At 63.6% G+C, this 25,466-nt stretch carries 19 protein-coding genes and 1 pseudogene; 15 read left to right on the forward strand and 5 right to left on the reverse strand.

The genetic code is table 11. The features are described from left to right. Positions 1-8: 8 nt before the first annotated feature. Positions 9-973: pseudogene (locus tag RX328_RS13345) on the forward strand (TAXI family TRAP transporter solute-binding subunit). A gap of 80 nt (positions 974-1,053) precedes the next feature. On the opposite strand, the gene RX328_RS13350 reads toward RX328_RS13345, so the two are convergent. Next, a complete protein-coding gene (locus RX328_RS13350) occupies positions 1,054-2,265 on the reverse strand; it encodes an ABC transporter substrate-binding protein (protein WP_213252901.1) in 1,212 nt (403 codons plus the stop codon). Between the two features lie 182 nt (positions 2,266-2,447). Here RX328_RS13350 and RX328_RS13355 point away from each other — a divergent pair, with 182 nt between their 5' ends. From RX328_RS13355 to RX328_RS13365, 3 genes are all read left to right on the forward strand, one after another. Further along, a complete protein-coding gene (locus tag RX328_RS13355) occupies positions 2,448-3,560 on the forward strand; it encodes a molybdopterin-binding protein (protein ID WP_213252900.1) in 1,113 nt (370 codons plus the stop codon). A gap of 1 nt (position 3,561) precedes the next feature. After that, positions 3,562-5,523, forward strand: coding sequence for a molybdopterin biosynthesis protein (locus RX328_RS13360; protein WP_409410841.1), 1,962 nt, complete (start codon positions 3,562-3,564; stop codon positions 5,521-5,523). A 115-nt stretch (positions 5,524-5,638) separates the two neighbouring features. Continuing rightward, on the forward strand, positions 5,639-6,364 hold the full coding sequence (locus RX328_RS13365; protein WP_410734060.1) for an FAD-dependent monooxygenase: 726 nt from the start codon (positions 5,639-5,641) through the stop codon (positions 6,362-6,364). A gap of 62 nt (positions 6,365-6,426) precedes the next feature. Here the strand turns inward: RX328_RS13365 and RX328_RS13370 are convergent, their stop codons facing one another. The 3 genes from RX328_RS13370 to RX328_RS13380 all read right to left on the reverse strand — a co-directional run bounded on the left by RX328_RS13370 (position 6,427) and on the right by RX328_RS13380 (position 8,916). Continuing rightward, positions 6,427-7,044, reverse strand: a complete 618-nt coding sequence (locus RX328_RS13370; RefSeq protein ID WP_213252898.1) for a hypothetical protein — start codon at positions 7,042-7,044, stop codon at positions 6,427-6,429. A gap of 371 nt (positions 7,045-7,415) precedes the next feature. Further along, positions 7,416-7,985, reverse strand: a complete 570-nt coding sequence (mobA, locus tag RX328_RS13375) for a molybdenum cofactor guanylyltransferase MobA (RefSeq protein ID WP_249726623.1) — start codon at positions 7,983-7,985, stop codon at positions 7,416-7,418. A gap of 40 nt (positions 7,986-8,025) precedes the next feature. After that, positions 8,026-8,916 (reverse strand): formate dehydrogenase accessory sulfurtransferase FdhD, encoded by an 891-nt coding sequence (locus RX328_RS13380; RefSeq protein ID WP_213252896.1) that lies wholly within the window; start codon positions 8,914-8,916, stop codon positions 8,026-8,028. Positions 8,917-9,109: 193 nt separating this feature from the next. Here RX328_RS13380 and mobB point away from each other — a divergent pair, with 193 nt between their 5' ends. From mobB to fdhF, 5 genes are all read left to right on the forward strand, one after another. Continuing rightward, positions 9,110-9,637 carry a molybdopterin-guanine dinucleotide biosynthesis protein B gene (gene mobB / locus RX328_RS13385; RefSeq protein ID WP_161852237.1) on the forward strand — a complete coding sequence of 176 codons (528 nt, stop codon included), beginning with the start codon at positions 9,110-9,112 and terminating at the stop codon, positions 9,635-9,637. Between the two features lie 8 nt (positions 9,638-9,645). Further along, positions 9,646-10,899 (forward strand): gephyrin-like molybdotransferase Glp, encoded by a 1,254-nt coding sequence (gene glp, locus RX328_RS13390; protein ID WP_213252895.1) that lies wholly within the window; start codon positions 9,646-9,648, stop codon positions 10,897-10,899. Between the two features lie 35 nt (positions 10,900-10,934). Beyond that, complete coding sequence (locus RX328_RS13395; protein ID WP_213252894.1) at positions 10,935-11,177, forward strand: sulfurtransferase TusA family protein; 243 nt, start codon at positions 10,935-10,937, stop codon at positions 11,175-11,177. Between the two features lie 341 nt (positions 11,178-11,518). Next, positions 11,519-13,237 carry an NADH-ubiquinone oxidoreductase-F iron-sulfur binding region domain-containing protein gene (locus tag RX328_RS13400; protein WP_213252893.1) on the forward strand — a complete coding sequence of 573 codons (1,719 nt, stop codon included), beginning with the start codon at positions 11,519-11,521 and terminating at the stop codon, positions 13,235-13,237. After that, on the forward strand, positions 13,234-15,999 hold the full coding sequence (fdhF, locus tag RX328_RS13405; protein WP_213252892.1) for a formate dehydrogenase subunit alpha: 2,766 nt from the start codon (positions 13,234-13,236) through the stop codon (positions 15,997-15,999). The genes RX328_RS13400 and fdhF overlap by 4 nt, the downstream gene beginning before the upstream one ends. 87 nt (positions 16,000-16,086) lie before the next feature. On the opposite strand, the gene RX328_RS13410 is transcribed toward fdhF, so the two are convergent. Then, positions 16,087-16,551, reverse strand: coding sequence for a hypothetical protein (locus tag RX328_RS13410; protein ID WP_213252891.1), 465 nt, complete (start codon positions 16,549-16,551; stop codon positions 16,087-16,089). Positions 16,552-17,121: 570 nt separating this feature from the next. Between RX328_RS13410 and RX328_RS13415 the strand changes: the two genes are divergently transcribed. The 6 genes from RX328_RS13415 (at position 17,122) to RX328_RS13440 (ending at position 25,336) form a co-directional block, all read left to right on the forward strand. Next, complete coding sequence (locus RX328_RS13415) at positions 17,122-17,211, forward strand: K(+)-transporting ATPase subunit F (protein ID WP_016846764.1); 90 nt, start codon at positions 17,122-17,124, stop codon at positions 17,209-17,211. Positions 17,212-17,326: 115 nt separating this feature from the next. Then, positions 17,327-19,030: a potassium-transporting ATPase subunit KdpA gene (gene kdpA / locus RX328_RS13420; protein ID WP_213252890.1), complete on the forward strand. Its 1,704-nt coding sequence runs from the start codon at positions 17,327-17,329 to the stop codon at positions 19,028-19,030. Between the two features lie 24 nt (positions 19,031-19,054). Then, positions 19,055-21,172 carry a potassium-transporting ATPase subunit KdpB gene (gene kdpB, locus RX328_RS13425; protein WP_213252889.1) on the forward strand — a complete coding sequence of 706 codons (2,118 nt, stop codon included), beginning with the start codon at positions 19,055-19,057 and terminating at the stop codon, positions 21,170-21,172. A gap of 116 nt (positions 21,173-21,288) precedes the next feature. Further along, the gene (locus RX328_RS13430; protein ID WP_213252888.1) at positions 21,289-21,891 is read left to right on the forward strand and encodes a K(+)-transporting ATPase subunit C; all 603 of its coding nucleotides are present in this window, start codon (positions 21,289-21,291) and stop codon (positions 21,889-21,891) included. Positions 21,892-21,932: 41 nt separating this feature from the next. After that, the gene (locus RX328_RS13435) at positions 21,933-24,650 is read left to right on the forward strand and encodes a sensor histidine kinase (protein WP_213252887.1); all 2,718 of its coding nucleotides are present in this window, start codon (positions 21,933-21,935) and stop codon (positions 24,648-24,650) included. Continuing rightward, positions 24,647-25,336 (forward strand): response regulator, encoded by a 690-nt coding sequence (locus tag RX328_RS13440; protein ID WP_213252886.1) that lies wholly within the window; start codon positions 24,647-24,649, stop codon positions 25,334-25,336. Before RX328_RS13435 ends, RX328_RS13440 begins: the two co-directional genes overlap by 4 nt. Positions 25,337-25,466: the final 130 nt, after the last annotated feature.

Below are 25,466 nucleotides of genomic sequence, written 5' to 3' on the forward strand. Positions count from 1 at the left end.
GGCCAACGATGAAACTCGCTCGGATTGCCTGTGCCGGCCTGCTGCTGCTTGCGGGAAGCGCCGGGGCGCAGGAGGGAGGCAGGGCCATTACGAAAACCACGATCAGCCTTGGAACCGCGACGCCGGGCGGCGGCTTTCCGGTCTATGGCAATGCATTTGCGGAAGTGATGAATGCCGCGGATCTGGCGCTGTCGATCGAGCCGCGCAACACCAAGGGCTCCAATGAAAACATCCCGCTTCTGGAATCCGGCCAGCTCGACATCGCGCTGGTGGCGGGGGAGCCCGCCTACGAAGCCTTCATGGGCATCGGACGGCCGGCGACAAAGCTGAAAATCCTGACCGCGATGTATTCCAGTCCCGGCATGTTCGTGGTGCGGGCGGACAGTCCCTACAAGACGATCAGGGATCTGGTCGGCCAGCCGGTCGCGTTCGGCGCGAAGGGCTCGGGCCTGCCGATCCTGTCGCGCTACATCCTCGACGGCATCGGGCTGAAGCAGGACGAGGACTTCAAGTCGATCTATCTCGACCGCGCCGGCGACGGCCCCGCCATGGTGCAGGACGGCCGCGCCGCCGCGCTGTGGGGCGCGGGCGCCGGCTGGCCGGGCTTTGCCGCGATGGCGCAGGCGCCGGGCGGCGCGCGATTTATCGCACCCGACGCCAGCGAGATCGCCCGCGTCCGCGCCAAGCACACGTTCCTTAAACCGCTGACGGTCCCCGCCAACAGCGTCCGAACCAGCCCGCGGCGATCGATTCTATTGGCTCATGGAGTTTTGTGCTGGCGCGTGAAAGCCTGCCCGACGACGTCGCCTACCGATTGGCGCGCACGCTGCATGGGCAGGAGGCCGCGCTATGCAAGAAGCTGCCGCAGGCCTGTGAGACCACGGCGGCGAACACGGTAGCGGCGGCGCTGAATGCAGGACTGATTCATCCCGGCGTGATGAAGTATTTCAGGGAGGCGGGGGTGGTGAAATAGGGCGAATAGCGAATGGTGAGTAGCGAATGGATGAACTCGCTGCCGACCATTCGCCACTCACTACTCGCCGTTCGCCAACTTCACTTCTTCACCATCGCGCACGCCGGATCGGGCGGTCCGAACGCTTCATCGCCGGGGATCTTGGCGAGGATCTGATAGTAATCCCACGGATATTTCGATTCCTCCGGCTTCTTGACCTGCACCAGCCACAGATCGTGGACCATCAGATTGTCTTCGCGCAGTTTGCCGTTGCGGGAGAAGAAATCCTCGATCGGCTTTTCGCGCATCTTCGCCGCTACCTTCAGCGGCTCGTCGGTGCCGGCTTCCTTGATGGCGTTGAGATAGCTCATGACCGATGAATAGACGCCGGCCTGCCACATCGTCGGCATCCGGTTCATCTTGGCGAAATAGCGCTTCGACCATTCGCGCGTCTTGTCGTCCATGTCCCAGTAGAACGAGGTCGTCAGCAAGAGGCCCTGCGCTGCCGGCAATCCCAGCGAATGAATGTCCGTGATCAGCGCGAGCAATGCCGCCATCTGCTGGCCGCCCTTGAACACGCCGAACTCGGAGGCGGTCTTGATCTCGTTCATGTTGTTCGGCGGGCCGGCGGCAATGCCGATGATCTTGGCTTTTGAGGCCTGCGCCTGCAGCACGAAGGACGACAGATCAGGTGTTGCAAGCGGCGGCCGCACCGAGCCCAACACCTTGCCACCATTGGCGGTGACGACGGCGGAAGCGTCACGTTCGAGCGAGTGGCCGAACGCATAGTCGTCGGTGATGAAGAACCAGCTATCGCCGCCGCGCTTCACCACCGCTTGCGCAGTGCCGACCGCGAGCGAACGGGTGTCGATCACCCACTGCATCGCGTAGGGCGAACAGGATTTGCCGTGGAAGTCCGCGGTGAGGGTCGAATGCGTGATGAACAGTTTCTTCTTCTCATTGGCGATGCCTTGCACGGCCAGCCCCACCGCAGATACCGGCACGTCGACGATCAGATCGACCTGATCGACGTCATACCAGCGCCGCGCGATGCCGCCGCCGATGTCCGGCTTGAGCTGATGGTCGCCGACAATGATGCTGATCGGCTTGCCCAGCACTGTGCCGCCGAAATCGTCGATCGCCATTTGTGCAGCGGTAACCGAGCCCTGGCCGGTCGGCGTCGCCGCCGGCCCGTTCATGTCGGTGAGGACGCCGAGCTTGACCACGTCGTCCGAGATTTGAGCGAGCGCGGCGGTCGATGCCAGCAGCGCGGCCATGAGCACGGCAAGCCTGGATAGTTTCCTGGCGAACATCCTGTCTTCTCCCTAGGAATCAGCACATTGGCCGTTGGTGTTTTTCGGGCGGTTGGTTCCGCCAATTGGTCTCATTTGCAACTATTTCGCGCCGACGTCAACGTTGGTCGGATGGGCTAAACCACGCGCGCGGTATCCAGTTCTATTTATTTTCGGCGCGATTCAGGGCATAGGCGAGCCCCATGACCTCGGACCAGCGCTTGCCGACTTCGCTGACACCGCTCGATGTGGCGCTCACCGCGTTGCTGGAGGGCGTGAACCCGGTCGCGCCGGTGGAACTGGCTTTGGCGGAAGCGCTGCGCTGTATTGCCGCGGATATCCCGGGGCTCGATGCCCACCCGCCGCGCGATATCGCTGCCGCGGACGGCTATGCATTCCGCGCGCGCGACCTTGTCGGCGCATCGTCCTATTCGCCGCTGCCATTAGCGACAGCGCCGGTCTGGGTCGAGGCCGGCGAGACCATCCCTGACAACTGCGACTGCGTGCTGGATTCCGATTCAGTCGAGATGTCCGGTCCGCTCGTGCAGGTGCTGGCGGAGGCGATCCCGGGGCAGGGCGTGCGCCGCGCCGGCGGCGATATCGCCGCAGGCGGCCACCCCGTTGCATCCGGCCGGCGCGTGCTGCCGCGCCATCTCATGATCGCCCGCGCCGCAGGAATGGCGCGATTGAGCGTGCGCCGTCCGCGCCTGCGCATCGTCAATGTTCCCGGCGGCACAGCAACTGCGGATCTGGTCACCGAGAGCGCGCGGGCCGCGGGCGGCGAGGTTTTTTTGGTCGCAGCTACAGGTCGCGATGCCGCATCGATTACCGCAGCGATCGATGACGGTGCGTGCGATCTGCTGCTGATCGTCGGCGGCTCCGGTGTCGGCCGCACCGATACGGCGGTGACGGCATTGGACGCGCGCGGGAAGGTTCTCGCACATGGCATTGCCCTGCAACCAGGCCGCACTTCGGCCGTTGGTCGTGCAGGCAAGACGCCGGTCGTGGTGTTGCCAGGCGCGCCCGATCAAGCCTTGGCGGCGTGGTGGACGCTGGGGCTTCCCGTGCTCGATCGTTTATCGGGCCGCCGGCGGCGCAGCACGCTCAATCTGCCGCTGGCGCGCAAGATTGCTTCAAGCGTCGGCATTGCCGAGATCGTGCTGCTGGAACGAAAGCAGGATGCTTTGGTCCCGCTGGCGGTGGGCGAATTGTCGCTCGATGCGATCGCGCGCGCCGAAGCATGGCTCGCAGTGCCCGCCGGCTCGGAAGGATTTGCGGCGGGCACCCGGGTCGATGCCTATCTGCTGCGAGAGTGATATGGGTTCGGGAATGACGAATACGCCCTCGCCGAAAGGCCGCGACAATATCGATCAGGATCAATTCCTGACGATCCTGTCGCGCGAGGATGCGCTGGCGCGGTTTGAAGCCGCGCTTTTCCCGCGTGCAGTCGCGAGCGAGCAACGCTCGCTTGCGGGCGCACTCGGCTGCGCGCTCGCCGAGGACGTCGTGGCGCCGATCGATGTGCCGCCGTTCGATCGCTCCAATGTCGATGGATTTGCGGTGCGGTCCACCGACCTTGCTTCTGCCGGCGAGGCCTCACCGGTGCGCGTGATGCTGAACGACGAAGTGATCGCGTGCGGCACCGCCCCGACGCGGCCGGTCTTGTCGGCAACAGCCACGCCGATCGCGACCGGCGGTCCGGTGCCGCGCGGGGCGGACGCCATCGTCATGGTCGAGCACACGCAGCCGGCGGGACATCGTGCGATCGACATCCGCCGCGCCGCCTCGCCTGGTCAATTCGTGTCCTATGCCGGCTCCGATATCGCCCGCGGCGAAGCGCTGCTGCGCGCCGGCACCATCATCGGCTCGCGCGAGATCGGGATGCTGGCGGCCTGCGGCATCGCGGACGTCGTGGTCGCGCGGCGGCCACGCGTTGCGATCATTTCCACCGGCGATGAGCTGGTGCAGCCTGGCCATTCCCTGCGCCCGGCTGCGATCTACGATACCAACGGCGCGATCGTCACGGCGGCGATCACGGAGAATGGCGGCGAGGCAAAGTTTCTCGGCGCCGTCGCCGACGATGAGGCGCAGCTCGAATCCGCGATGCGCGATGCGCTCGCTAAGAGCGACATGCTGGTGCTGTCAGGCGGCACGTCCAAAGGCGCGGGCGACGTGTCTCACCGCATCATCGGCCGGCTCGGCAAGCCCGGCATCGTCGCCCATGGCGTGGCGTTGAAGCCCGGGAAGCCGCTGTGCCTTGCGGTATGCGACGGCAAGCCCGTGATCATCCTGCCGGGATTTCCGACCTCGGCGATGTTCACCTTCCACGACATGATCGTACCGGTGCTGCGGCGGATGGCCGGCTTGCCGCCGCGTTCGGACACCAAGGTCAATGCGCGCGTGCCGGTGCGGATCGCGTCCGAACTCGGCCGCACTGAATTCGTCATGGTGTCGCTGGTTGAAGGCGCGGACGGGCTGATTGCGTACCCCACGGGCAAGGGCTCCGGCGCCATCACCTCCTTTGCCCAGGCAGACGGCTTTCTGAAGATCGATGCTCTGGCCGATCAGATGCCGGCCGGCAGCGAGACCGAGGTGACACTGTTCACGCCGCATGTGCGTGTACCGGATCTCGTTATCGTCGGCAGCCATTGCACCGGGCTCGATCTGGTCACCGCCCCGCTGGCGCATGCCGGACTCACCGTGCGCTCGATCGCCGTCGGCAGCCTCGGTGGCCTCTCGGCCGCCAAGCGCGGCGAATGTGACTTTGCCCCGATCCATTTGTTCGACGAGAAGACCGAGACCTACAACACGCCGTATCTCGCTGACGGACTCGAACTGGTACCGGGCTGGCGTCGCATGCAAGGCATCGTCTTCCGCAAAGGTGACAAGCGCTTCGAGGACTTGAGCGCGGAGGACGCCGTGCACGCCGCGCTGGCCGACCCCGCCTGCATCATGGTCAATCGCAACCAGGGCGCCGGCACGCGCATCCTGATCGACCGGCTGCTTGGCGATGCGCGACCCGATGGCTACTGGAATCAGCCGCGCTCGCACAATGCGGTTGCGGCTGCGGTCGCGCAGCACCGTGCCGATTGGGGCATGACCATTGCGCCGGTCGCGCATGCGTCAAACCTGGGTTTCATTCCCTTTGCCGAGGAGCATTATGACTTCGCGCTGGTGACGGCGCGCAAGCAACGGTCGGCGGTGCAGGCGTTTCTTGAAGCGCTGGCGTCGGGCGGGGCGCGCGCGGCACTGCTGAAGGCGGGATTTCGGCCGGCCTGAAGCGTTCGCGAACTGAAGAAGCCGTCAAAAGAAGCGGCTCGGGCAGGGGGGACGGGAATGGCAAGACCGCTATCAATTCATCAGGCTCAACCACAAGCTGGTCGGGCTGAATGAGATCGGCGAGGGCGTTCGGCTCGCCTTTGCTAACGGCGCAACCGTGACAGCCGACGCCGTGATCGGCGCCGACGGCGTTCACTCGGTCGTAAGAGATATCCTGTTCGGCGCCTCACCGGTGAATTTCACCGGGCGGATCGCCTACCGCACCACCTATCCCGCCGCGCTGCTTGGCGGCGAAAAGATTGACGACTGCACCAAATGGTGGGGCGAGGACCGCCATATCGTCATCTATTACGTCAAGCCGGATCGCAGCGAGATCTATCTCGTCACCAGCCAGCCGGAGCCGGATTTCCGGATTGAATCATGGTCGGCGAAGGGCGACGTCAGGCAATTGCGCAAGGCGTTCGTCGGCTTCCACCGACAGGTCGAGCGGGTGCTGGCCGCGTGCCCCGATGTGCACAAATGGGCGATCGTCGATCGCAATTCGCTGGAGCATTGGGCGGATCGCAATGTGACGCTGCTCGGCGATGCCTGCCATCCGATGACGCCTTACATGGCGCAGGGCGCTGCGATGGCGATCGAGGATGCCGCCGTACTGTCGCGCTGCCTTGATGGCGTCGAGCGGGAGGGCGTCGCGAATGCATTCCGCCGTTTCGAGGCGACTCGCAAGGAGCGGACGGAGCGCATCCAAGCAACCTCGCGCGCCAACACCTGGCTTAGCGGCAAGACCGATGCCGATTGGGTGTACGGCTACGATGCCTGGACCGCGCCGCTGGCGGCGTAATTTCTCTTTGATTTGAGCATGATCTTTTCGGAAAACCGGTTCCCACTTTTCCGGATCATGCTCTAGCCCTGAACGCGCAACAGTTCACTTATGATCCGTGGCTTCATCCAGCCCACGTTGTCCATAATCTCCCTGCGCAGCGCGTCCTGTTCGGCCTCGTATTGCTCTCGCGTGATGCCTTGGCCACCCATCGCTGTAACTCCGAACGCTTCGAGCGCGAGATCACGGCGCTGCTTCCATTCGATCACGCGCTTGGTCATGACCTCCGTAACCGCCGGCACCGTGCCAGGATGGCCCGCGATGTCACAGAGCTCTTTGGTGCGTACATCCGCCGCCAGCATCAATACGTTCCAGTCATCGTATCCGATGAGGTTCATCTGGGCATACAGAAACGCGCCATGTTCGCCGTCCCAGATTGTGTGGTCGATGACCAAAAAAGGCGCGGCGCGGCAATAGCCATGGCGCATCGTCATTTCACGGTTGAAGGCCTCGGTGCGCTCCTCCAGCCGCTGCTTGGCTGCAGCAAAAAGAGCGATATAGTCGTTTGCCGTGGGCAGGACGTTGCGCGCATCATCGGGGGCGAAGCCAACGTCCCGCAGCAGCTTGCCGATCTTTGGATCGTCCCAGAGCTCCCTCGAGAAAGCGCGGGTTACACCATCTGCGTCGGGCGTCGGACGCATTGTCTCTTTCAACTCGGTGAAGCTCTGCGGCTTCCTGCGTCCGAATACTGCCACGGGTGCCTCGCGCCAAATCCATCGCGGCAACCCTATGAGCAAAGTCAATTAAATTGCATGAATCTGAAGCTGAAATCATGATCGAATTCTTCAATCTCCAGGTAGTCAAGACGATTGCTTGTTAGGTCTATCCCATTGAGTGTGACATTGCTGGCGGCGTACAGGCGGCTTGCGCTCAATGACGAATTCGCGTTCCCGTGTCCCGGACGCGGCGCAGCGCGTAGCGGTGCGCCGCAGAGCCGGGACCACCTCCGATCCGCGGTGGGCCCCGGCTCAGCAGCGCATCACTTCGTGCTGCGCTGCATCCGGGGCACGAGTTAGCCCCCGTCCAGCGCTGCCAGCCGTTCCGCTTCCGCGATGTCGTCCATGGTGTTGGCGTTGAAAAACGGATCGAGCGGTGTGACCGGCCATGTCACCGTGGCAAGCCTGTAGCGCGCGGTCCAGCGGTCGATCTTCCTGATGTCCTCAACGACCAGCGCGTGGCGCAGTTGTTCGCGCAAGCTGACGCTCCACAGTCCGATCACCGGGTGCGACTGGCCGTCGGAGGCGGCGACGGCCAGCTCGGCATTCTCCGCTTCGAGCGCGCCATAGAGCCGCGACACCAAATCGCGCGGCAGGAAAGGGCAGTCCGCGGCGGCGCTGAGCACCAATTTTACATTGGGCCGGTTGGCGGCAGCCCAGTCCAGCGCCGCCAAGATGCCGGCGAGCGGGCCGGGAAAATCGGCGATGCCATCGGCAATGACCGGCAGGCCGAATGCTGAGAAGCGCGCCGGATCGCCATTGGCGTTGAGGATCAGGCCGGCGCATTGCGGCCCAAGGCGCGCGATCACGCGGTCGAGAATGGTGCGGCCGCCGATCGTGCGCATCGGCTTGTCGCCGCCGCCCATCCGCCGCGCGAGACCGCCGGCGAGCAGTACGCCCGGAATTTTACTCGTCACGTTCTTCGCCCTTACGCTTGTGCCGCGCGGATTCTTCTTCGACATAGTCGAGGTTCTGGTCGAACACGATCCGCTCCTGTCCCGACAATGCGATGAAGCGTTTTCCCCGCGTGCGTCCGACCAGCGTCAACCCGACCTGCCGCGCCAGCTCGACGCCCCATGCGGTAAAGCCCGAGCGCGAGACGAGAATAGGAATACCCATCCGCACGGTCTTGATCACCATTTCCGAGGTGAGCCGGCCTGTGGTGTAGAGGATCTTGTCGGCGGGATCGACGTCGTGGCGATAGATCCAGCCGGCAATCTTGTCGACAGCGTTATGACGGCCGACGTCTTCGGTGTAGCAGACGGGCGTGCCTTCCTTGCACAGCACACAGCCATGGATCGCGCCGGCCTCCAGATAGAGCGAAGGCATGGTGTTGATGGTGCGCGTCATCTCGTAGAGCCACGACGTGCGCAGCTCGGCCTTCGGCAGCGCCACGTTCTCTACCGCTTCAAGCAGGTCGCCGAACGCGGTGCCCTGGGCGCAGCCGGACGTCTGCGTGCGCTTCTTCAGTTTTGCCTCGAAGTTGGTGTGATGCTCGGTGCGCACCACCACCACCTGGAGGTCGTCGTCATATTCGACCTCAGTGACGACGTCGTCGTATTTCAGCATGTTCTGGTTCAGGAGATAGCCGAGCGCCAGATATTCCGGATAATCGCCGATCGTCATCATGGTGACGATCTCCTGCGCGTTCAGATATAGCGTCAGCGGCCGTTCCACCGGCACCCGGATTTCGACGGCCGCGCCCGTCTGGTCGGTCCCGGCGACCCGCTCGGTCAGCCGCGGATCCTCGGGGTTCGGCACGATCAGGGGGGCCGGGGCTTTTTCCATCTTCATCATAGGACGCAGGTTAGCATGACTTTGTCTCCGGGCTGATATAAGGACCGGAGTCAACAAGTCACGGTTTACTCCGTCATGGCCGGGCTTGTCTCGGCCATCCACGCCTTCCTGCTGCGATAGCGTCAAGACGTGGATGCCCGGGTCAAGCCCGGGCATGACGATCCTGCAAGGAAATGCAGGCTCGGAGCGCAAGATGAAAGTGATAGGCCTCGCCGGATGGAGCGGCGCCGGCAAGACCACCTTGCTGACGCGGGCGATCCCGCAGTTCGCAAAACAGGGCCTGCGCGTGTCCGTGATCAAGCACGCCCATCACGCCTTCGATGTCGACGTGCCCGGCAAGGATTCCTGGCGGCATCGCGAGGCCGGTGCGGCCGAAGTTTTGGTGTCATCGGGGCGGCGCTGGGCGCTGATGCATGAGCTGCGTGGGGCGCATGAACCACGATTGCCGGAACTGCTGGCGAAGATGTCGCCGGTCGATCTCGTCGTCGTTGAGGGATTCAAGCGCGAGCCGCACCGCAAGATCGAGGTCTACCGCGCCGCGAATGAAAAGCCGCTGCTGTTCCCCGACGATCCCGGTATCGTCGGAATCGCGACCGATACGGCGGTTGAAACCAAGCTGCCGACCGCCCATCTCGACGATATCGAGGCGGTGGCGGCGATGATGTTGCGGTCTGCAATATCGCTCGAAGACGTGCTGGCGAAATGCGAAGCTGAGGGCTGATCAGGCACATGGCGCAATTGTCCGACGATTGCTTTGCCTTCGGCGGTCCGATGATGTCGGTCGATGAGGCCGTCGGTCTCATTGCCACGCGGGTGACGCCGGTGGTTGATATCGAGACGGTTGCGCTCGCCCGCGCCGACGGCCGCATTCTGGCGCACGAGATTTTGGCGCCGCTGCCGCTGCCGCCCTTCACCAATTCCGCCGTCGACGGCTATGCGGTTGCGAGCCGCGATCTGCCGCAGCAGGAAGAGCAAGCGTTTTCGGTTACCGGCCGCCTCCAAGCAGGCAGTTCCGCATCTGCCCCGCTCACGCCGGGACATGCCATGCGCATCTTCACCGGTGCGCCGATGCCCGAAGGCGCCGATACCGTGTTCATGCAGGAAGACGTCCGCATCGACGGCGACAAAGTCGTGCTTCCCGCAGGCCTCAAGCCGGGCGCCAATGTACGCCCCGCAGGTGAAGACATCGCTTCAGGCTTCGCGGCGCTGCAGGCGGGCCAGCGGCTGCGGCCGCAGGATGTCGCGCTTGCTGCGGCGTTCGGCCTGACTGAGCTCGATGTCGTCAGGCGTATTCGCGTCGCCGTGTTCTCCACCGGCAACGAACTGGCCTCGCCGGGCGAGGTGCGCGCCGCAGCGCAATTGTTCGATTCCAACCGTTTCATGCTGATGGCGATGTTGTCGCGGCTCGGCTGCGAGGTCAGCGATCTCGGCATCATCAGGGATGATCGCGCCTCGCTGGCCCGCGCGCTGCAGGAGGTCGCGGGCAGCCATGATCTGATGCTCACCACCGGCGGCGTTTCGACCGGTGAGGAGGACCATGTCAAGGCAAGCGTCGAAAGTGTCGGCAGGCTGGTGCTGTGGCGGATGGCGATCAAGCCGGGGCGGCCCGTCGCGATGGGCATCATCGGCGGCACCCCGTTCATCGGATTGCCCGGCAATCCGGTGGCGAGTTTTGTCACTTTCGTTCACGTGGTGCGGCCGACCATTCTGGGGCTGTCCGGTGCCCGGCCGGAGCCGCTTCGGCCGATGCCGGTTCGCGCCGCCTTCAGCTACAAGAAGAAGATTTCGCGCCGTGAATATGTCCGCGTCAGCTTGCGCAAGGGTGCCGACGGCGCGCTCGAAGCGGTAAAATTTCCGCGCGAAGGCGCGGGCCTGCTGTCGTCGCTGGTCGATACCGATGGCTTGGTTGAACTGCGCGAAGAGATCACGCTGGTCGAGCCCGGCCAGACGGTCGGCTTTTTGTCCTATGCAAGTCTGGTGTGATTGACGTTGCGTCTCTGCTTCGCCATGTTCGAAACATGACCACCACGACCAAACTCGATCTTACCGGATTGAAATGTCCCTTGCCGGCGCTGAAAACGCGCAAGGCGCTGAAGGCAATCACGCCGGGCCACTTTCTCGAAGTGCATTGCACCGATCCGCTGTCGGTAATCGATATTCCCAACCTGATCCGGGAAACCGGTGACAAGGTCGAGATCGCCGAGCGTGCGGAGAGCCGTATCGTTTTCTTGATCGAGAAAGCGGACGCGCCGGGGAACTGAGCTGGCCCGCGAGGCATCTGCATGCGAGGCACCTGCATGATGGTGCCATTGCCGTCTGCTTGCGGATCATTTTGGATTCATATCGATCAATCGCAGACGTCAATCGATACGCGTTCGCAATCGCAACATGAGACAGCTTTATTGATCTCCGGATCAATACAAGGTCTCATCCGGCATCGGGCAAGGCAGGCCCGGCATGGCTCGCGCCAGACGCGGCAAAATCTGCACTGCGCCACCGCCTGCCGCCTTAAATGCCTATTAAAGCGCGATAATTCGCTTGGCATCTGGCATGCCACGGGCTAAGCTCGCAGCAAGAAATCGGCAGGGAACGAGACGTTTCGATGGATCACGACGTACACGACCTACAAAAAGTCCGCTCGTTCGAACATCCGGGCGCGGGACGGAAGCGGGCCAAGGCGACGCCGAAGGGCCGTCAGGTCGATCCCACTGCCGCCCACGAGATCGAACTCCTGCTCGGCGACCGGCCGCGGCGGCGCGACCTGCTGATCGAGCATCTGCACCTGATCCAGGACAAATATCACCAGATCTCGGCGGCTCATCTTGCTGCGCTTGCTGACGAGATGAAGCTGTCATTTGCGGAAGTGTTCGAGACCGCGACGTTCTATGCGCATTTCGACGTGGTGAAGGAGGGCGCCCCCGATATCGCGCCGCTGACGATCCGCGTCTGTGATTCCCTGACCTGCGCCATGATGGGTGCGGAGAAGCTGCTGCACGAGCTGCAGGATAGCGCCGGCCCCAGCATTCGCGTCGTGCGCGCGCCCTGCGTCGGCCGCTGCGATACGGCGCCCGCCGCCGAAGTCGGCCATCACTTCGTCGATCATGCCACAGTGACGGACGTGCTCGCCGCCGCCGAGGCCGGCGACACCCATGCGCATTTGCCAAGGTATACTGACTATGACGCCTATGTCGCAGGCGGCGGTTACAAGCTGCTCAATCGCCTGCGCTCCGGCGCGATGACGAAAGAAGATCTGCTGCAGGCGCTCGACGATGCTTCGCTGCGCGGGCTCGGCGGCGCCGGCTTTCCGACAGGGCGTAAGTGGCGGGCGGTGTTGGGTGAGCCCGGCCCGCGACTGATGGCGATCAATGGCGACGAGGGCGAGCCCGGCACATTCAAGGATCGCTATTACCTCGAAACCGACCCGCATCGCTTCATCGAGGGCATGCTGATCGGCGCACATGTGGTCGAGGCCACCGACGTTTATATCTATCTGCGCGACGAATATCCGGCCTCACGCGAAATCCTCACGTGTGAAATCGCAAAGCTGCCGCCGGGCGGTCCAGTGCTGCACATGCGCCGCGGCGCAGGCGCCTATATCTGCGGCGAGGAATCCTCGCTGCTCGAATCCATTGAAGGCAAGCGCGGTCTGCCCCGGCACAAGCCGCCTTACCCATTCCAGGTCGGCCTGTTCGGCCTGCCGACGCTGATCAACAACATCGAGACGCTGTGGTGGGTGCGCGACATCGTCGAGAAGGGCGCCGATTGGTGGAAGAGCCATGGCCGCAACGACCGTCATGGCTTGCGCAGCTACTCGGTCTCGGGCCGCGTGAAAAATCCCGGCATGAAGCTGGCGCCGGCCGGCGTCACCGTGCGCGAACTGATCGACGAGTTCTGCGGCGGCATGGCCGACGGCCACACCTTCCATGCCTATCTACCGGGCGGTGCATCGGGCGGCATCCTGCCGGCATCGATGGACAATATCCCGCTCGATTTCGGCACGCTGGAAAAATACGGCTGCTTCATCGGCTCCGCCGCCGTCGTCATCCTGTCCGAGCAGGACAGCGTGAAGAATGCAGCGCTGAACCTGATGAAATTCTTCGAGGATGAAAGCTGCGGCCAATGCACGCCGTGCCGGGTCGGTACCCAGAAAGCGGCGCTTTTGATGCAGCGGCCAATCTGGGACCGCGAACTGCTGGACCAACTGAGCCAGGCGATGCGCGACGCCTCGATCTGCGGGCTTGGACAAGCCGCCTCGAACCCGCTCACGTCAGTGATTAAGTATTTTCCGGAAGAATTCGTGCCGAAAGAGGCCGCGGAATGACCAAGATCAAGTTCGAACTCGACGGCCAACAGGTCGAGGCCAACGCGGGCGAAACCATCTGGCAGGTGGCAAAGCGCCACCAGAAGGAAATCCCGCATCTCTGCTACTCGCCTGAGCCGGACTACCGGCCCGACGGCAATTGCCGCGCCTGCATGGTCGAGATCGAGGGCGAGCGCGTGCTGGCGGCATCCTGCAAACGCACGCCGAGCGTCGGCATGAAGGTGAAGACCGAAAGCGCGCGCGCCGTCGCGGCGCAGAAGATGGTGATGGAGCTTCTGGTCGCCGACCAGCCGGCGCGCGAGACCTCGCACGATCCCGATTCGAAATTCTGGCACTGGGCCGAGAAGGTCGAGGTCACCGAGAGCCGCTTTCCCGCGGCTGAACGCTGGGCGGGCGACACCAGCCACCCCGCCATGAGCGTCAATCTCGACGCCTGCATCCAGTGCGGCCTGTGCGTGCGCGCCTGCCGCGAGGTCCAGGTCAACGACGTCATCGGCATGGCCTATCGCAACTCTGGCGCCAAGATCGTGTTCGACTTCGACGATCCCATGGGTGAATCGACCTGCGTCGCCTGCGGTGAATGCGTGCAGGCCTGCCCGACCGGCGCCCTGATGCCGTCGGTGATGCTGGACGAGAAGCAGACTCGCGTCACTTACGCGGACAAAAAGGTCGATTCGCTTTGTCCGTTCTGCGGCGTCGGCTGTCAGGTCACCTATCAGGTCAAGGACGAGAAGGTCATCTACGCCGAGGGCCGCGACGGCCCGGCCAACCACAACCGGCTCTGCGTCAAGGGCCGCTTCGGTTTCGACTACATCCATCACCCGCATCGGCTGACCAAGCCACTGGTGCGGCTGCCGAACGCGAAGAAGGACGCCAACGATCAGGTCGATCCGGCCAATCCGTTCACGCATTTCCGCGAAGCGTCGTGGGATGAGGCGCTCGATATCGCAGCCAAGGGGCTCGTGAAGATTCGAGAGGAGAAGGGCGTCAAGGCGCTCGCCGGCTTCGGCTCGGCCAAGGGATCGAACGAAGAGGCGTATCTGTTCCAGAAGCTGGTGCGCACCGGCTTCGGCTCCAACAATGTCGATCACTGCACGCGGCTGTGCCACGCCTCGTCGGTCGCAGCCTTGATGGAAGGCCTGAACTCGGGCGCGGTGTCGGCGCCGTTTGCCGCCGCGATGGACGCCGAGGTCATCATCGTGATCGGCGCCAATCCGACCGTGAACCATCCGGTTGCGGCGACCTATCTCAAGAATGCGGCCAAGCGCGGCGCCAAGCTGATCGTGATGGATCCGCGCACGCAATCGTTGTCCCGGCACGCCTGGAAGCATCTCGCGTTCAAGCCCGGCAGCGACGTCGCCATGCTGAACGCGATGCTGCACACCATCATCACCGAGGGGTTGACCGACCAGCAATATATCGCGGGCTATACCGAAGGCTTTGACGAGCTCACCGAGCGCATCAAGGAATTCCCGCCGGAGAAGATGGAAGCGATCTGCGGTGTCCCTGCCGAGACGCTGAAGGAGGTGGCGCGGGTCTATGCACGCTCGCGCGCCTCGATCATCTTCTGGGGCATGGGCATCAGCCAGCATATCCACGGCACCGACAATGCGCGCTGCCTGATCGCGCTGGCGCTGACCACCGGCCAGGTCGGCCGTCCCGGCACCGGCCTGCATCCGCTGCGCGGCCAGAACAACGTGCAGGGCGCCTCCGACGCTGGCCTGATCCCGATGTTCCTGCCGGATTACCAACCGGTCGGACGCACCGATCTGCGCGAGCCTTTCGAAAAGCTCTGGCATCAGGACCTCGATCCCGTGCGCGGCCTCACCGTCGTCGAGATCATGAACGCGATCCACGCCGGCGAGATTACGGGCATGTACATCGAGGGCGAAAACCCCGCGATGTCGGATCCCGATTTGCAGCACGCGCGCCACGCGCTGGCCATGCTCGACCATCTGGTAGTGCAGGATCTCTTCGTCACGGAAACCGCGTTCCATGCCGACGTGATCCTGCCGGCCTCGGCATTTGCAGAAAAGAGCGGCACCTTCACCAATACCGATCGCCGCGTGCAGCTCGCGCGCGAGGTGATCCGGCCACCGGGCGATGCGCGGCAGGATCTCTGGATCATCCAGGAGATCGGCAAGCGCATGGGCCTGCCGTGGAACTACAACGGACCGGCCGATGTGTTCACCGAGATGACGCAGGTGATGCCGTCACTGAACAACATCACGTGGGACCGCCTGGTGCGCGAGGGCGCGGTGACTTATCCGGTCGACGACCCGAACAAGCCCGGCAACGAGATCATTTTCACCACAGGTTTCCCGACCGCGAGCGGCCGCGGCAAAATCGTGCCGGCGAAGGTGATCGCGCCCGACGAGGTGCCCGACGCCGAATATCCGATGGTGCTGTCCACGGGCCGCGTGCTCGAGCACTGGCACACCGGCTCGATGACCCGGCGCTCATCCGTACTCGACCAGATCGAGCCGGAAGCGGTGGCGTTCATGTCGCCGAAGGACATGCGCAAGCTTGGCGTCTGGCCCGGCGATTTCATCAAGCTGGAAACCCGCCGCGGCGCAGTCGAGGTCAAGGTGCGCTCCGACCGCGACGTGCCGGAGAACATGGTGTTCATGCCGTTCTGCTACGCGGAAGCGGCGGCGAACCTCTTGACCAACCCGGCGCTTGATCCGTTCGGCAAGATCCCCGAGTTCAAGTTCTGCGCGGTGCGTGCGGAAAAGGTCGCGCTGCAATCGGCGGCGGAGTAGGAGCCCGTAGCCCGGATGGAGCGCAGCGCAATCCGGGGCCAGTGCCTGTTGTTTTCCCGGATTTCGCTTCGCTGCATCCGGGCTACTCTACGCGAAATTGTCGCTGCACGCCGCTTCATACGCCGGGGTTGCCTCCTGCGGCACGGGCGGGACGCTGGTCCGGCTCGACGGCGTGCTGATACGCCGCGCTTCGACAAAAGCGCTCAGCATCGCCAGCGCCAGATCGGCATGACGAGCTTCGACGGACTGATCGAGCCAGTCCGGTAGTTCGCGCTGCCGCGACAGCGCGCAGTACCATTCGCCCTCATCATAGGCGATCCGCCGAATCCGCCATTGCGGCAATTCCAGATCGATCAGCGCCAGCACGGCATCGATCCAGGCGTGAGATTGGATCAATTGCTCGATGCGGGCCGTCTTTGCGCCGTGGGTATTGGACGGAAACCGCCGGCATACTGCGGCGATGTCGGCGAGGAATTCGACCGTCACGCAGCAAGCGTCGCGAAGTCGATCGCCGAGATCAGTGGTGGTCCGGTGTTCCAAAAGAATTGACATGGCCGTCATCTCGTTCATTCGCACGGCCGCGACTGCAACCGGACTCCCAAAGTGGCGAAAACGCCATTCGAAAACGAGTGGGGGCGAGGGGTGAAAATATAGGAACTTCATAAGGGGGCGGGCTCTTCCCCTCTCCCCTTGTGCGAGAGGGTGGATCGAATGAGCGGAAGCTCATTCGAGACGGGTGAGGGGTTTCTATCCGCGGAGATAGACCCCTCATCCCGCGTGGACTTCGTCCACGCCACCTTCTCCCACAAGGGGAGAAGGGAGGCCGCAAGTGCGACGGTTCTTTATGAGATTCCTATAACGTCGCCATCCTTCCCGTCTCGAAAACCTATGCGGCCGGTGGCACCTCAGCCCGGAAGAACGCATAGCCGAATCTTCGGCTGCGCGGTTCACGTCGCAGAGGAACATCCCATGCTGGACCTTGTGATGCTGGCGCTCGCTCTCGGCCTCTTCGTGGCGGGCATTGGTTATGCCTATGTCTGCGAGCGGCTCTAAAACGTTGACGCGCTTTCTTCACGCGAACCGGAATCCACTTCGCTCGAAAACGCTATGGAGGAGAGCGCCATGATCTTCGATTACTCGCTCGCCGGCCTCGTCTCGCTTGGCCTGCTGTTCTACCTGACCTACGCGCTGCTGCGTCCCGAGCGATTTTGAACCGGTCATGACCACGCTCGCCGCCATCGCGCTGGCGTTCCTTGCGACCGCGGCGCTGCTCGTCATGCTGCTGCGGGTGCCGCTGCCTGCAAGGTAATACGAAGGACACTCACCCATGACACTTATCGGCTGGTTTCAGATTTTGCTGTACTGCGCGATCGTGGTCGCGCTCGTAAAGCCGCTCGGCTGGTACATGACGCGCGTCTTCAACGGCGAGCGCACGCTCCTCTCTCCGATCCTGCGGCCGGTCGAGGCTGGGCTATACTGGATCGGCGGCGTCGATGAAAAGCGCGAGCAGCATTGGTTGACCTACACGGTCGCGATGCTGCTGTTCCATATCGGCGGCTTCCTCGTCATCTACGGCCTGATGCGGCTGCAGGCGCTGCTGCCGTTCAACCCGGCGGGGCAATTGGCCGTCGCCCAGGACCTATCCTTCAATACCGCGATCTCCTTCATCACCAACACCAACTGGCAGAACTACGGCGGCGAAAGCACGCTGTCGTACCTGACGCAGATGCTGGGCCTGACGCATCAGAACTTCCTGTCCGCCGCGACCGGTATTGCGCTCGCAGTTGCTCTGATCCGTGGTTTCTCCCGTTCCTCGATGCGCACGATCGGCAATTTCTGGATCGACGTCACGCGCTGCACGCTTTACGTGCTGCTGCCGATCTGCATCCTCTATACGCTGTTCCTGGTGTGGCAGGGTATACCGCAGACGCTCGGCGCCTACGTCGAGGCGACCACGTTGGAAGGTGGCAGGCAGACCATCGCGGTCGGCCCTGTCGCTTCGCAGGTCGCCATCAAAATGCTCGGCACCAATGGCGGCGGCTTCTTCAATGCCAACGCCTCCCATCCCTTTGAAAATCCCACCGCGCTGTCGAACTTCGTGCAGATGATCTCTATCTTTGCGCTCGGTGCGGCGCTGACCAACGTGTTCGGCCGCATGGTCGGCAACCAGCGGCAAGGCTGGGCGATTCTGGCCGTTATGGGCGTGCTGTTTCTCTCGGGCGTCGCCGTCACCTATTGGGCCGAAGCCAACGGCACCTCGACGCTCCATGCGCTCGGGCTTTCCGGCGGCAACATGGAAGGCAAGGAAGTCCGCTTCGGCATCGTTGCCTCCTCACTCTTTGCGGTCATCACCACGGCGGCCTCCTGCGGCGCCGTCAATGCCATGCATGACTCGTTCACCGCGCTGGGTGGCATGATCCCGCTGATCAACATGCAGCTTGGCGAAATCATCGTCGGCGGCGTTGGCGCGGGGCTTTACGGCATGCTGCTGTTCGTCGTGCTGGCGATCTTCGTCGCCGGGCTGATGGTCGGCCGCACGCCGGAATATGTCGGCAAGAAGATCGAGGCCCGCGAGGTCAAGATGGCGATGCTCGCGATCCTGGTGCTGCCCTTGATGTATCTCGGCTGGACCGCGGTCGCCGTGGTGCTACCGTCGGCGGTAGCGTCGATGGCCAATGCCGGTCCGCACGGCTTTACCGAAGTGCTCTATGCCTTCACCTCGGCGACCGGCAATAACGGCTCAGCCTTCGGCGGCCTGACTGGCAATACCTTGTTCTACAATCTGACGCTCGCAAGTTCGATGTTCGTCGGCCGCTTCTTCATGATCGTGCCGGCAATGGCGCTGGCGGGTTCGCTCGCCGCCAAGAAATCGATCCCGCCCTCGGCCGGCACGCTGCCGACCACCGGCGGCCTGTTTGTCGGCCTCGTCGTTGGCGTGATCCTGATCATCGGCGGCCTGACCTTCTTCCCGGCGCTGGCGCTCGGGCCGATCGTCGAGCACCTGGCGATGAACGCCAACACCTTGTTCTGATCGAATCCGTCAGGAGTGACATCCATGGAAACCATGAAATTGCAGAAAAAGGCGACGGCGTCGGCGATGTTCGATCCGAACATCGTGCTGCTGGCAATCCGCGCGGCCTTTGCAAAACTCGATCCGCGGCTGATGGTGAAGAACCCCGTGATGTTCGTGGTGGAGGTCGTGGCCGCGCTGACCACCGTCATCTTCCTGCGCCATCTGGTGACCGGCGGCGAGAGCCTCGCCTTCACGTTCCAGATCATCCTGTGGCTGTGGTTCACGGTGCTGTTCGCCAATTTTGCGGAGGCCGTTGCCGAAGGCCGCGGCAAGGCGCAGGCTGAGTCGTTGAAGAAGACCCGCACCGAGAGCAAGGCCAAGCTGCTGGAGGGTCCCGACCGCAACTATCGACTGGTTTCCGGCACCAGCCTGAAGGTCGGCGACGTCGTCCTGGTCGAGGCCGGTGACAACATTCCCAGCGATGGCGAGGTGATCGAAGGCGTCGCATCCGTGAACGAGGCGGCGATCACGGGTGAGTCCGCGCCAGTAATCCGCGAATCCGGCGGTGACCGCTCGGCGGTAACCGGCGGCACGCAAGTGCTGTCGGACTGGATCCGCGTTCGGATCACGGCGGCGCAAGGTTCGACCTTCATCGACCGCATGATCAAGCTGGTGGAAGGAGCGGAGCGGCAGAAGACACCGAACGAGATCGCGCTCAATATTCTGCTCGCAGGCCTGACCATCATCTTCGTGTTCGCCACCGTGACGATCCCGAGCTATGCGGCCTATGCCGGCGGCTCGATTTCGGTGGTGGTGCTGGTGGCGCTGTTCGTCACGCTGATTCCGACCACCATCGGCGCGCTGCTGTCGGCGATCGGTATCGCCGGCATGGACCGGCTGGTGCGCTTCAACGTGCTCGCGATGTCCGGCCGGGCGGTGGAGGCCGCCGGCGACGTCGACACGCTGCTGCTGGACAAGACCGGCACCATCACGCTCGGCAACCGGCAGGCGACGGCGTTTCGCCCCTTGCGCGGTGTCACCGAACATGAGTTGGCCGATGCGGCGCAGCTCGCGTCGCTCGCTGACGAGACGCCGGAAGGCCGCTCGATCGTCGTGCTGGCGAAAGAGAAATACGGCATCCGCGGCCGCGACATGAAGGAGCTCAATGCGACCTTCATTGCCTTCACCGCGCAGACACGCATGAGCGGCATCGATGCCGGCTCTTCCTCGGTGCGCAAGGGCGCCGTGGACGCGATCCTGAACTACGTCGATGGCGGCGGCGCGGTCCGCGCGGTCGCCTCTGGCAACGCAACGCGCGCGCTGCAATCGGGCGCCACATCGGACACGGCCCTTGAAATTCAGGCAATTTCGGATGAGATCGCCAAGGCCGGCGGCACGCCGCTGGCGGTCGCCAAAGACGGTAAACTGCTCGGCGTCGTGCATCTGAAGGATATCGTCAAGGGTGGCATCCGCGAGCGCTTTGCCGAACTGCGCCGCATGGGCATTCGCACCGTGATGATCACCGGCGACAATCCGATGACCGCAGCCGCCATCGCGGCCGAGGCCGGCGTCGACGACTTTCTGGCGCAGGCGACGCCCGAGGACAAGCTGAAGCTGATCCGCGACGAGCAGGCCAAGGGCAAACTGGTCGCGATGTGCGGCGACGGCACCAACGACGCGCCGGCGCTGGCGCAGGCCGACGTCGGCGTCGCCATGAATACCGGCACCCAGGCCGCCCGGGAGGCCGGCAACATGGTCGATCTCGATTCCAACCCGACCAAGCTGATCGAAGTGGTCGAGATCGGCAAGCAGTTGTTGATGACGCGCGGTGCGCTGACCACGTTCTCGATCGCCAACGACGTCGCAAAGTATTTCGCCATCATCCCGGCGATGTTCCTGGCGTTCTACCCGCAGCTCGAAGTCCTCAACGTCATGCACCTCGCAAGCCCGCAGAGCGCCATCCTGTCGGCGATTATCTTCAACGCGCTGATCATCGTCGCGCTGATTCCGCTGGCGCTGCAAGGCGTCGCCTATCGCGCAGTCGGGGCGGGTGCGCTTCTGCGCCGTAACCTGCTGATCTACGGCTTGGGCGGCATCATCGTTCCCTTTATCGGCATCAAGGCTATCGACCTGGCGGTTGTGGGTTTGGGCCTAGCTTGAATCCAACCGTCATTCGAGTGAAGCGAAGCGACGAAGCAATCCATTCTTTTCTTTGTTAGGCGACATGGATTGCTTCGCTTCGCTCGCAATGACGGAAACACTTACGGAGACACACCATGATTCGCGAAATCCGCCCCGCCATCCTCATCCTGCTCCTGCTCACCGCGATCACCGGCCTTGCCTATCCGCTGGCGATGACCGCAATCGCCGGCGTGATCTTCCCGAAACAGGCGCAAGGCAGCCTGATCGAGAAGGACGGCAAGATCATCGGGTCCGCTTTGATCGGGCAGGAGTTCAAAGACGATAAATATTTCCACGGTCGCCCGTCCGCGACCTCGGCGCCGGACCCCGCGGATTCCACCAAGACTGTGTCTTCGCCCTATAACGCCGCCAGTTCGGGCGGCTCCAATCTCGGGCCGACCAGCAAGGCGCTAGCCGACCGAATCAAGGACGACGTCGAAAAGCTGATGACGGAAAATCCTTCCGCGCCCGTGCCGGTCGATCTCGTCACCACCTCCGGCAGCGGTCTCGATCCGAATATCTCGCCTGAGGGCGCGCTATTCCAGGTCCCACGGATCGCAAAAGCCCGCAACCTGCCGGAGGCCCGGGTCCGCCAACTGGTCACGGAGCACATCCAAGGCCGCATGGCTGGATTGCTCGGCGAGCCCCGCGTTAACGTATTGGCGCTGAATCTGGCACTGGACGAGGCCTCCAAATGAGAGCCGCTAGGCCCGTCGAAGGGTGAGGACTATATTGCCGCATGGTCCAAGCCCGCCGCGACCCCGAACAGCGTCCCTCGCCGGAAGCACTGCTGGAGGCAGCGCGGCGCGAGGAAAGCCGCGCTGGCAAGCTCAAGATCTTTGTCGGCGCCGCGCCCGGCGTCGGCAAGACCTATGAGATGCTGCAGAGCGCCCACGCCAAGAAGAAGGCGGGCGCCGACGTCGTGATTGGCATCGTCGAAACCCACGGCCGGGCTGAAACCGAAGTGCTTCTGAACGGCCTCGAGGTGCTGCCGCGCCGACGGTTTGCCTACAAGGAGCAGACGCTCGAGGAGATGGACCTGGATGCGCTGATCGCGCGACGGCCGCAGATCGCGCTCGTCGACGAGCTCGCTCACACCAATGCGCCTGGCAGCCGGCATCCCAAACGCTATCTCGATGTCGAGGAACTGCTGTCGCACGGCATCGACGTTTATACCGCCGTCAATATCCAGCACATTGAAAGCCTCAACGACGTGGTCGCGCAGATCACGCATGTGCGGGTCCGCGAGACCGTGCCGGACAGGATGTTCGACCGCGCCGACGCCATCGAGTTGATCGACCTGACGCCCGACGACCTGATCCAGCGGCTCAAGGAAGGCAAGGTCTACGTCCCCAAGCAGGCCGAGCGCGCGCTGGAGCACTATTTCTCGCCGGGCAATCTCACGGCGCTGCGCGAACTAGCGCTGCGGCGTACCGCGGAGCGCGTCGACGAGCAGTTGCTCACTCATATGCAGGCCAATGCGATCGCCGGGCCCTGGGCGGCGGGCGAGCGCATCCTGGTTTGCGTCAGTGAAGATCCGCGGGCAGCGGGGTTGGTGCGATATACCAAGCGGCTGGCGGACCGGCTGCACGCGCAATGGACCGCTGTTAGCATCGAGACGCGCCGTAGCCTGCAACTGACCGACGAGCAGCGCGACCGACTGGCCGACACCATGCGGCTGGCGGAAGCGCTGGGCGGCGAGGCGCTCACCATTCCCGGCGTCGGCCGCCGCATCGCCGACGACCTGATCAATTTCGCGCACGCCAACAACGTCACCCAGATCATCATCGGCAAGTCGACCCGCTCGTGGTGGTTCGAACTGACGCGCGGTTCTGTCGTGCACGATCTGGTGCGCCGCGCCGGCCATATCAGCGTCCATGTCATCGCCGGCGACGAACAGGGCGTGGCGAAAGCGGCGGTGCAGACCGCGGCGCGGCAGGAGCCGTTCAATCCGCGGCCCTATCTGATGGCGCTGCTGTTCGTCGCGCTCGGTCTCGGCGCCGCTGTACTGATCCGACCCATGTTCGGCGGCATCGAGAATGTCGATCTGGTGTTCCTCACCGCCGTCGTGAGTGTGGCCGTTCGCTACGGGCTGTTTCCCTCGCTTCTGGCGAGCGTCGCGGCGTCGCTGTGCTACAATTTCTTTTTCCTGCCGCCGGTCCACACCTTCACCATCACCGATCCGACCAATGTCGCGGCGTTCTTCTTCTTCATGCTGATTGCGCTCCTGGTCTCCAATGTCGCAGCGCGGGTGCGCGTTCAGGCCGATACGGCGATCGGCCGGGTTCGCACCACCGAATCGCTCTACGCTTTCAGCCGCAAGCTGGCGGGTACGGCGACGCTCGACGACGTGCTGTGGGCGACCGCGTACCAGGCCGCGTTGTTGCTCAAAGTGCGGGTGGTGCTGCTGTTGCCGGAAGCGGGCGTGTTGACGGTCAAGTCGGGTTATCCTCCGGAAGATCAACTCGACCAGGCCGATCTCGCCGCGGCCAACTGGGCCTGGAGCAACGATCGTCCGGCCGGACGCGGATCAGATACGCTGCCGGGAGCAAAAAGGTTGTTCCTGCCGATGCGAACCGGGCGCGGCGCGATCGGCGTCATCGGCATCGACGACGACCGCACCGGTCCCTTGCTGACGCCGGATCAGCGCCGCCTGCTGGATGCGCTGGTCGATCAGGGCGCGCTGGCGATCGAGCGTGTGCTGCTGGTGGAGGACATGGACCGGGTCAAGCGCACGGTGGAATCCGACCGGCTGCGCGGCGCGCTCTTGACCTCGATCTCGCATGATCTCAAGACGCCGCTGGCTTCCGTGCTCGGCGCCGCCTCTACCATGCGCGACCTCGACTCCAGCCTGACGGACCCGCAAAAGCGCGACCTGCTGGCCACCGTGATCGACGAATCGGAGCGCCTCAATCGCTTCATCGCCAACCTGCTCGACATGACCAAGCTCGAATCCGGCGCCATCGTGCCGAACGCGGCGCGGCACGATGTCGGCGAGATCGTCGGCAGCGCGCTGCGCCGGGCCGGCAAAATCCTGGAGCGGCACAAGGTGTCGCTGGAATTGTCCGCTGACTTGCCGATGCTGGAGCTTGACGCCGTGCTTTTCGAACAGGTGCTGTTCAATCTGCTCGACAATGCCGCCAAATACTCGCCTGCGGGTACCACGATATCGGTCAGGAGCGCGCGGGATCGGGATTCCGTCTCGCTGCAGATCCTGGACGAGGGCAACGGCATCCCACCGGCGGAGCTGGAAAGCGTGTTCGACAAATTCTATCGTGCCCAAAAGGGCGACCACGTTCGTCCCGGCACCGGGCTGGGGCTCGCCATTTCGCGCGGTTTCGTCGAGGCGATGCATGGCACGATATCGGCCGCCAATCGCAGCGATCGCTCTGGAGCCATCATCACTATTCGTCTGCCCGTCCCGGCCTCCGATAGCGCGCTGGATACCGCCGCATGAACGCCGCCCAGATCAAGGTTTTGGTGATCGACGACGAGCCGCCGATCCGCAAATTGTTGCGGATGGGGTTGAGCACGCAGGGCTACGACATCCTCGAAGCGCCCAGCGGCAAAATCGCGCTGGAGAAGCTCGCGGAAGGCCCGGCGCTGATCATCCTCGATCTTGGCCTGCCCGACATCCAGGGCCATGATCTCCTGCGCATGATCCGCGGCCGCAACGAGAGCGTGCCGATCGTGGTGCTGTCGAGCCGCGGCGACGAGGCCGGCAAGGTGCAGGCGCTCGACCTCGGCGCCGACGATTATCTGACCAAGCCGTTCGGCATGGACGAGTTGCTGGCGCGGATGCGCACAGCGCTCCGGCACCAATTGCAGGTGCAGGGCGAACGGCCGGTATTCCGCGCGGGTAATCTCTCGGTCGACCTGGTGCGCCGCATCGTCAAGGTCGGCGAGCGCGAAGTAAAACTCTCGCCGAAGGAGTATGAATTGCTGCGCGTTCTGGTGCAGCATGCCGGCAAGGTGCTGACCCATCGCTTCCTGTTGAAGGAGCTGTGGGACGAACTGACCGATGCGCAATACCTGCGTGTTTATGTCCGCCAGCTCCGCCAGAAGATCGAAGCCGATCCCGAGCGTCCGCAGTTCGTGCTGACCGAGACGGGGATTGGGTATCGGTTGCGCGCACCGGATTGATCAAACCTCCGATGGCCGAGATCCCCGCACTTGATCGGTCGCGCGGGTCGGCTTGCCGCACGCGGCATCACCAAGAAGGGGTATGCTTCCCTGCGAAACCTGCCCCGGGTTGGACCGTCCATCCAGGTGG

It is taken from the genome of Bradyrhizobium sp. sBnM-33, assembly GCF_032917945.1.
Classification (GTDB): Bacteria; Pseudomonadota; Alphaproteobacteria; order Rhizobiales; family Xanthobacteraceae; genus Bradyrhizobium.

What these genes read in the sequence shown, in the direction of transcription:
- RX328_RS13430 (WP_213252888.1), top strand. Translation starts at nt 21,289, where the DNA reads ATGATTCGCGAAATCCGCCCCGCCATCCTCATCCTGCTCCTGCTCACC.
- glp (WP_213252895.1), top strand. Translation starts at nt 9,646, where the DNA reads ATGGCGCAATTGTCCGACGATTGCTTTGCCTTCGGCGGTCCGATGATG.
- RX328_RS13435 (WP_213252887.1), top strand. Translation starts at nt 21,933, where the DNA reads ATGGTCCAAGCCCGCCGCGACCCCGAACAGCGTCCCTCGCCGGAAGCA.
- RX328_RS13370 (WP_213252898.1), bottom strand. Translation starts at nt 7,044, where the DNA reads ATGCGTCCGACGCCCGACGCAGATGGTGTAACCCGCGCTTTCTCGAGG.
- RX328_RS13415 (WP_016846764.1), top strand. Translation starts at nt 17,122, where the DNA reads ATGATCTTCGATTACTCGCTCGCCGGCCTCGTCTCGCTTGGCCTGCTG.
- kdpA (WP_213252890.1), top strand. Translation starts at nt 17,327, where the DNA reads ATGACACTTATCGGCTGGTTTCAGATTTTGCTGTACTGCGCGATCGTG.
- fdhF (WP_213252892.1), top strand. Translation starts at nt 13,234, where the DNA reads ATGACCAAGATCAAGTTCGAACTCGACGGCCAACAGGTCGAGGCCAAC.
- RX328_RS13355 (WP_213252900.1), top strand. Translation starts at nt 2,448, where the DNA reads ATGACCTCGGACCAGCGCTTGCCGACTTCGCTGACACCGCTCGATGTG.
- mobA (WP_249726623.1), bottom strand. Translation starts at nt 7,985, where the DNA reads ATGGGCGGCGGCGACAAGCCGATGCGCACGATCGGCGGCCGCACCATT.
- mobB (WP_161852237.1), top strand. Translation starts at nt 9,110, where the DNA reads ATGAAAGTGATAGGCCTCGCCGGATGGAGCGGCGCCGGCAAGACCACC.
- RX328_RS13395 (WP_213252894.1), top strand. Translation starts at nt 10,935, where the DNA reads ATGACCACCACGACCAAACTCGATCTTACCGGATTGAAATGTCCCTTG.
- RX328_RS13400 (WP_213252893.1), top strand. Translation starts at nt 11,519, where the DNA reads ATGGATCACGACGTACACGACCTACAAAAAGTCCGCTCGTTCGAACAT.
- RX328_RS13440 (WP_213252886.1), top strand. Translation starts at nt 24,647, where the DNA reads ATGAACGCCGCCCAGATCAAGGTTTTGGTGATCGACGACGAGCCGCCG.
- kdpB (WP_213252889.1), top strand. Translation starts at nt 19,055, where the DNA reads ATGGAAACCATGAAATTGCAGAAAAAGGCGACGGCGTCGGCGATGTTC.
- RX328_RS13410 (WP_213252891.1), bottom strand. Translation starts at nt 16,551, where the DNA reads ATGTCAATTCTTTTGGAACACCGGACCACCACTGATCTCGGCGATCGA.
- RX328_RS13380 (WP_213252896.1), bottom strand. Translation starts at nt 8,916, where the DNA reads ATGATGAAGATGGAAAAAGCCCCGGCCCCCCTGATCGTGCCGAACCCC.
- RX328_RS13360 (WP_409410841.1), top strand. Translation starts at nt 3,562, where the DNA reads ATGGGTTCGGGAATGACGAATACGCCCTCGCCGAAAGGCCGCGACAAT.
- RX328_RS13350 (WP_213252901.1), bottom strand. Translation starts at nt 2,265, where the DNA reads ATGTTCGCCAGGAAACTATCCAGGCTTGCCGTGCTCATGGCCGCGCTG.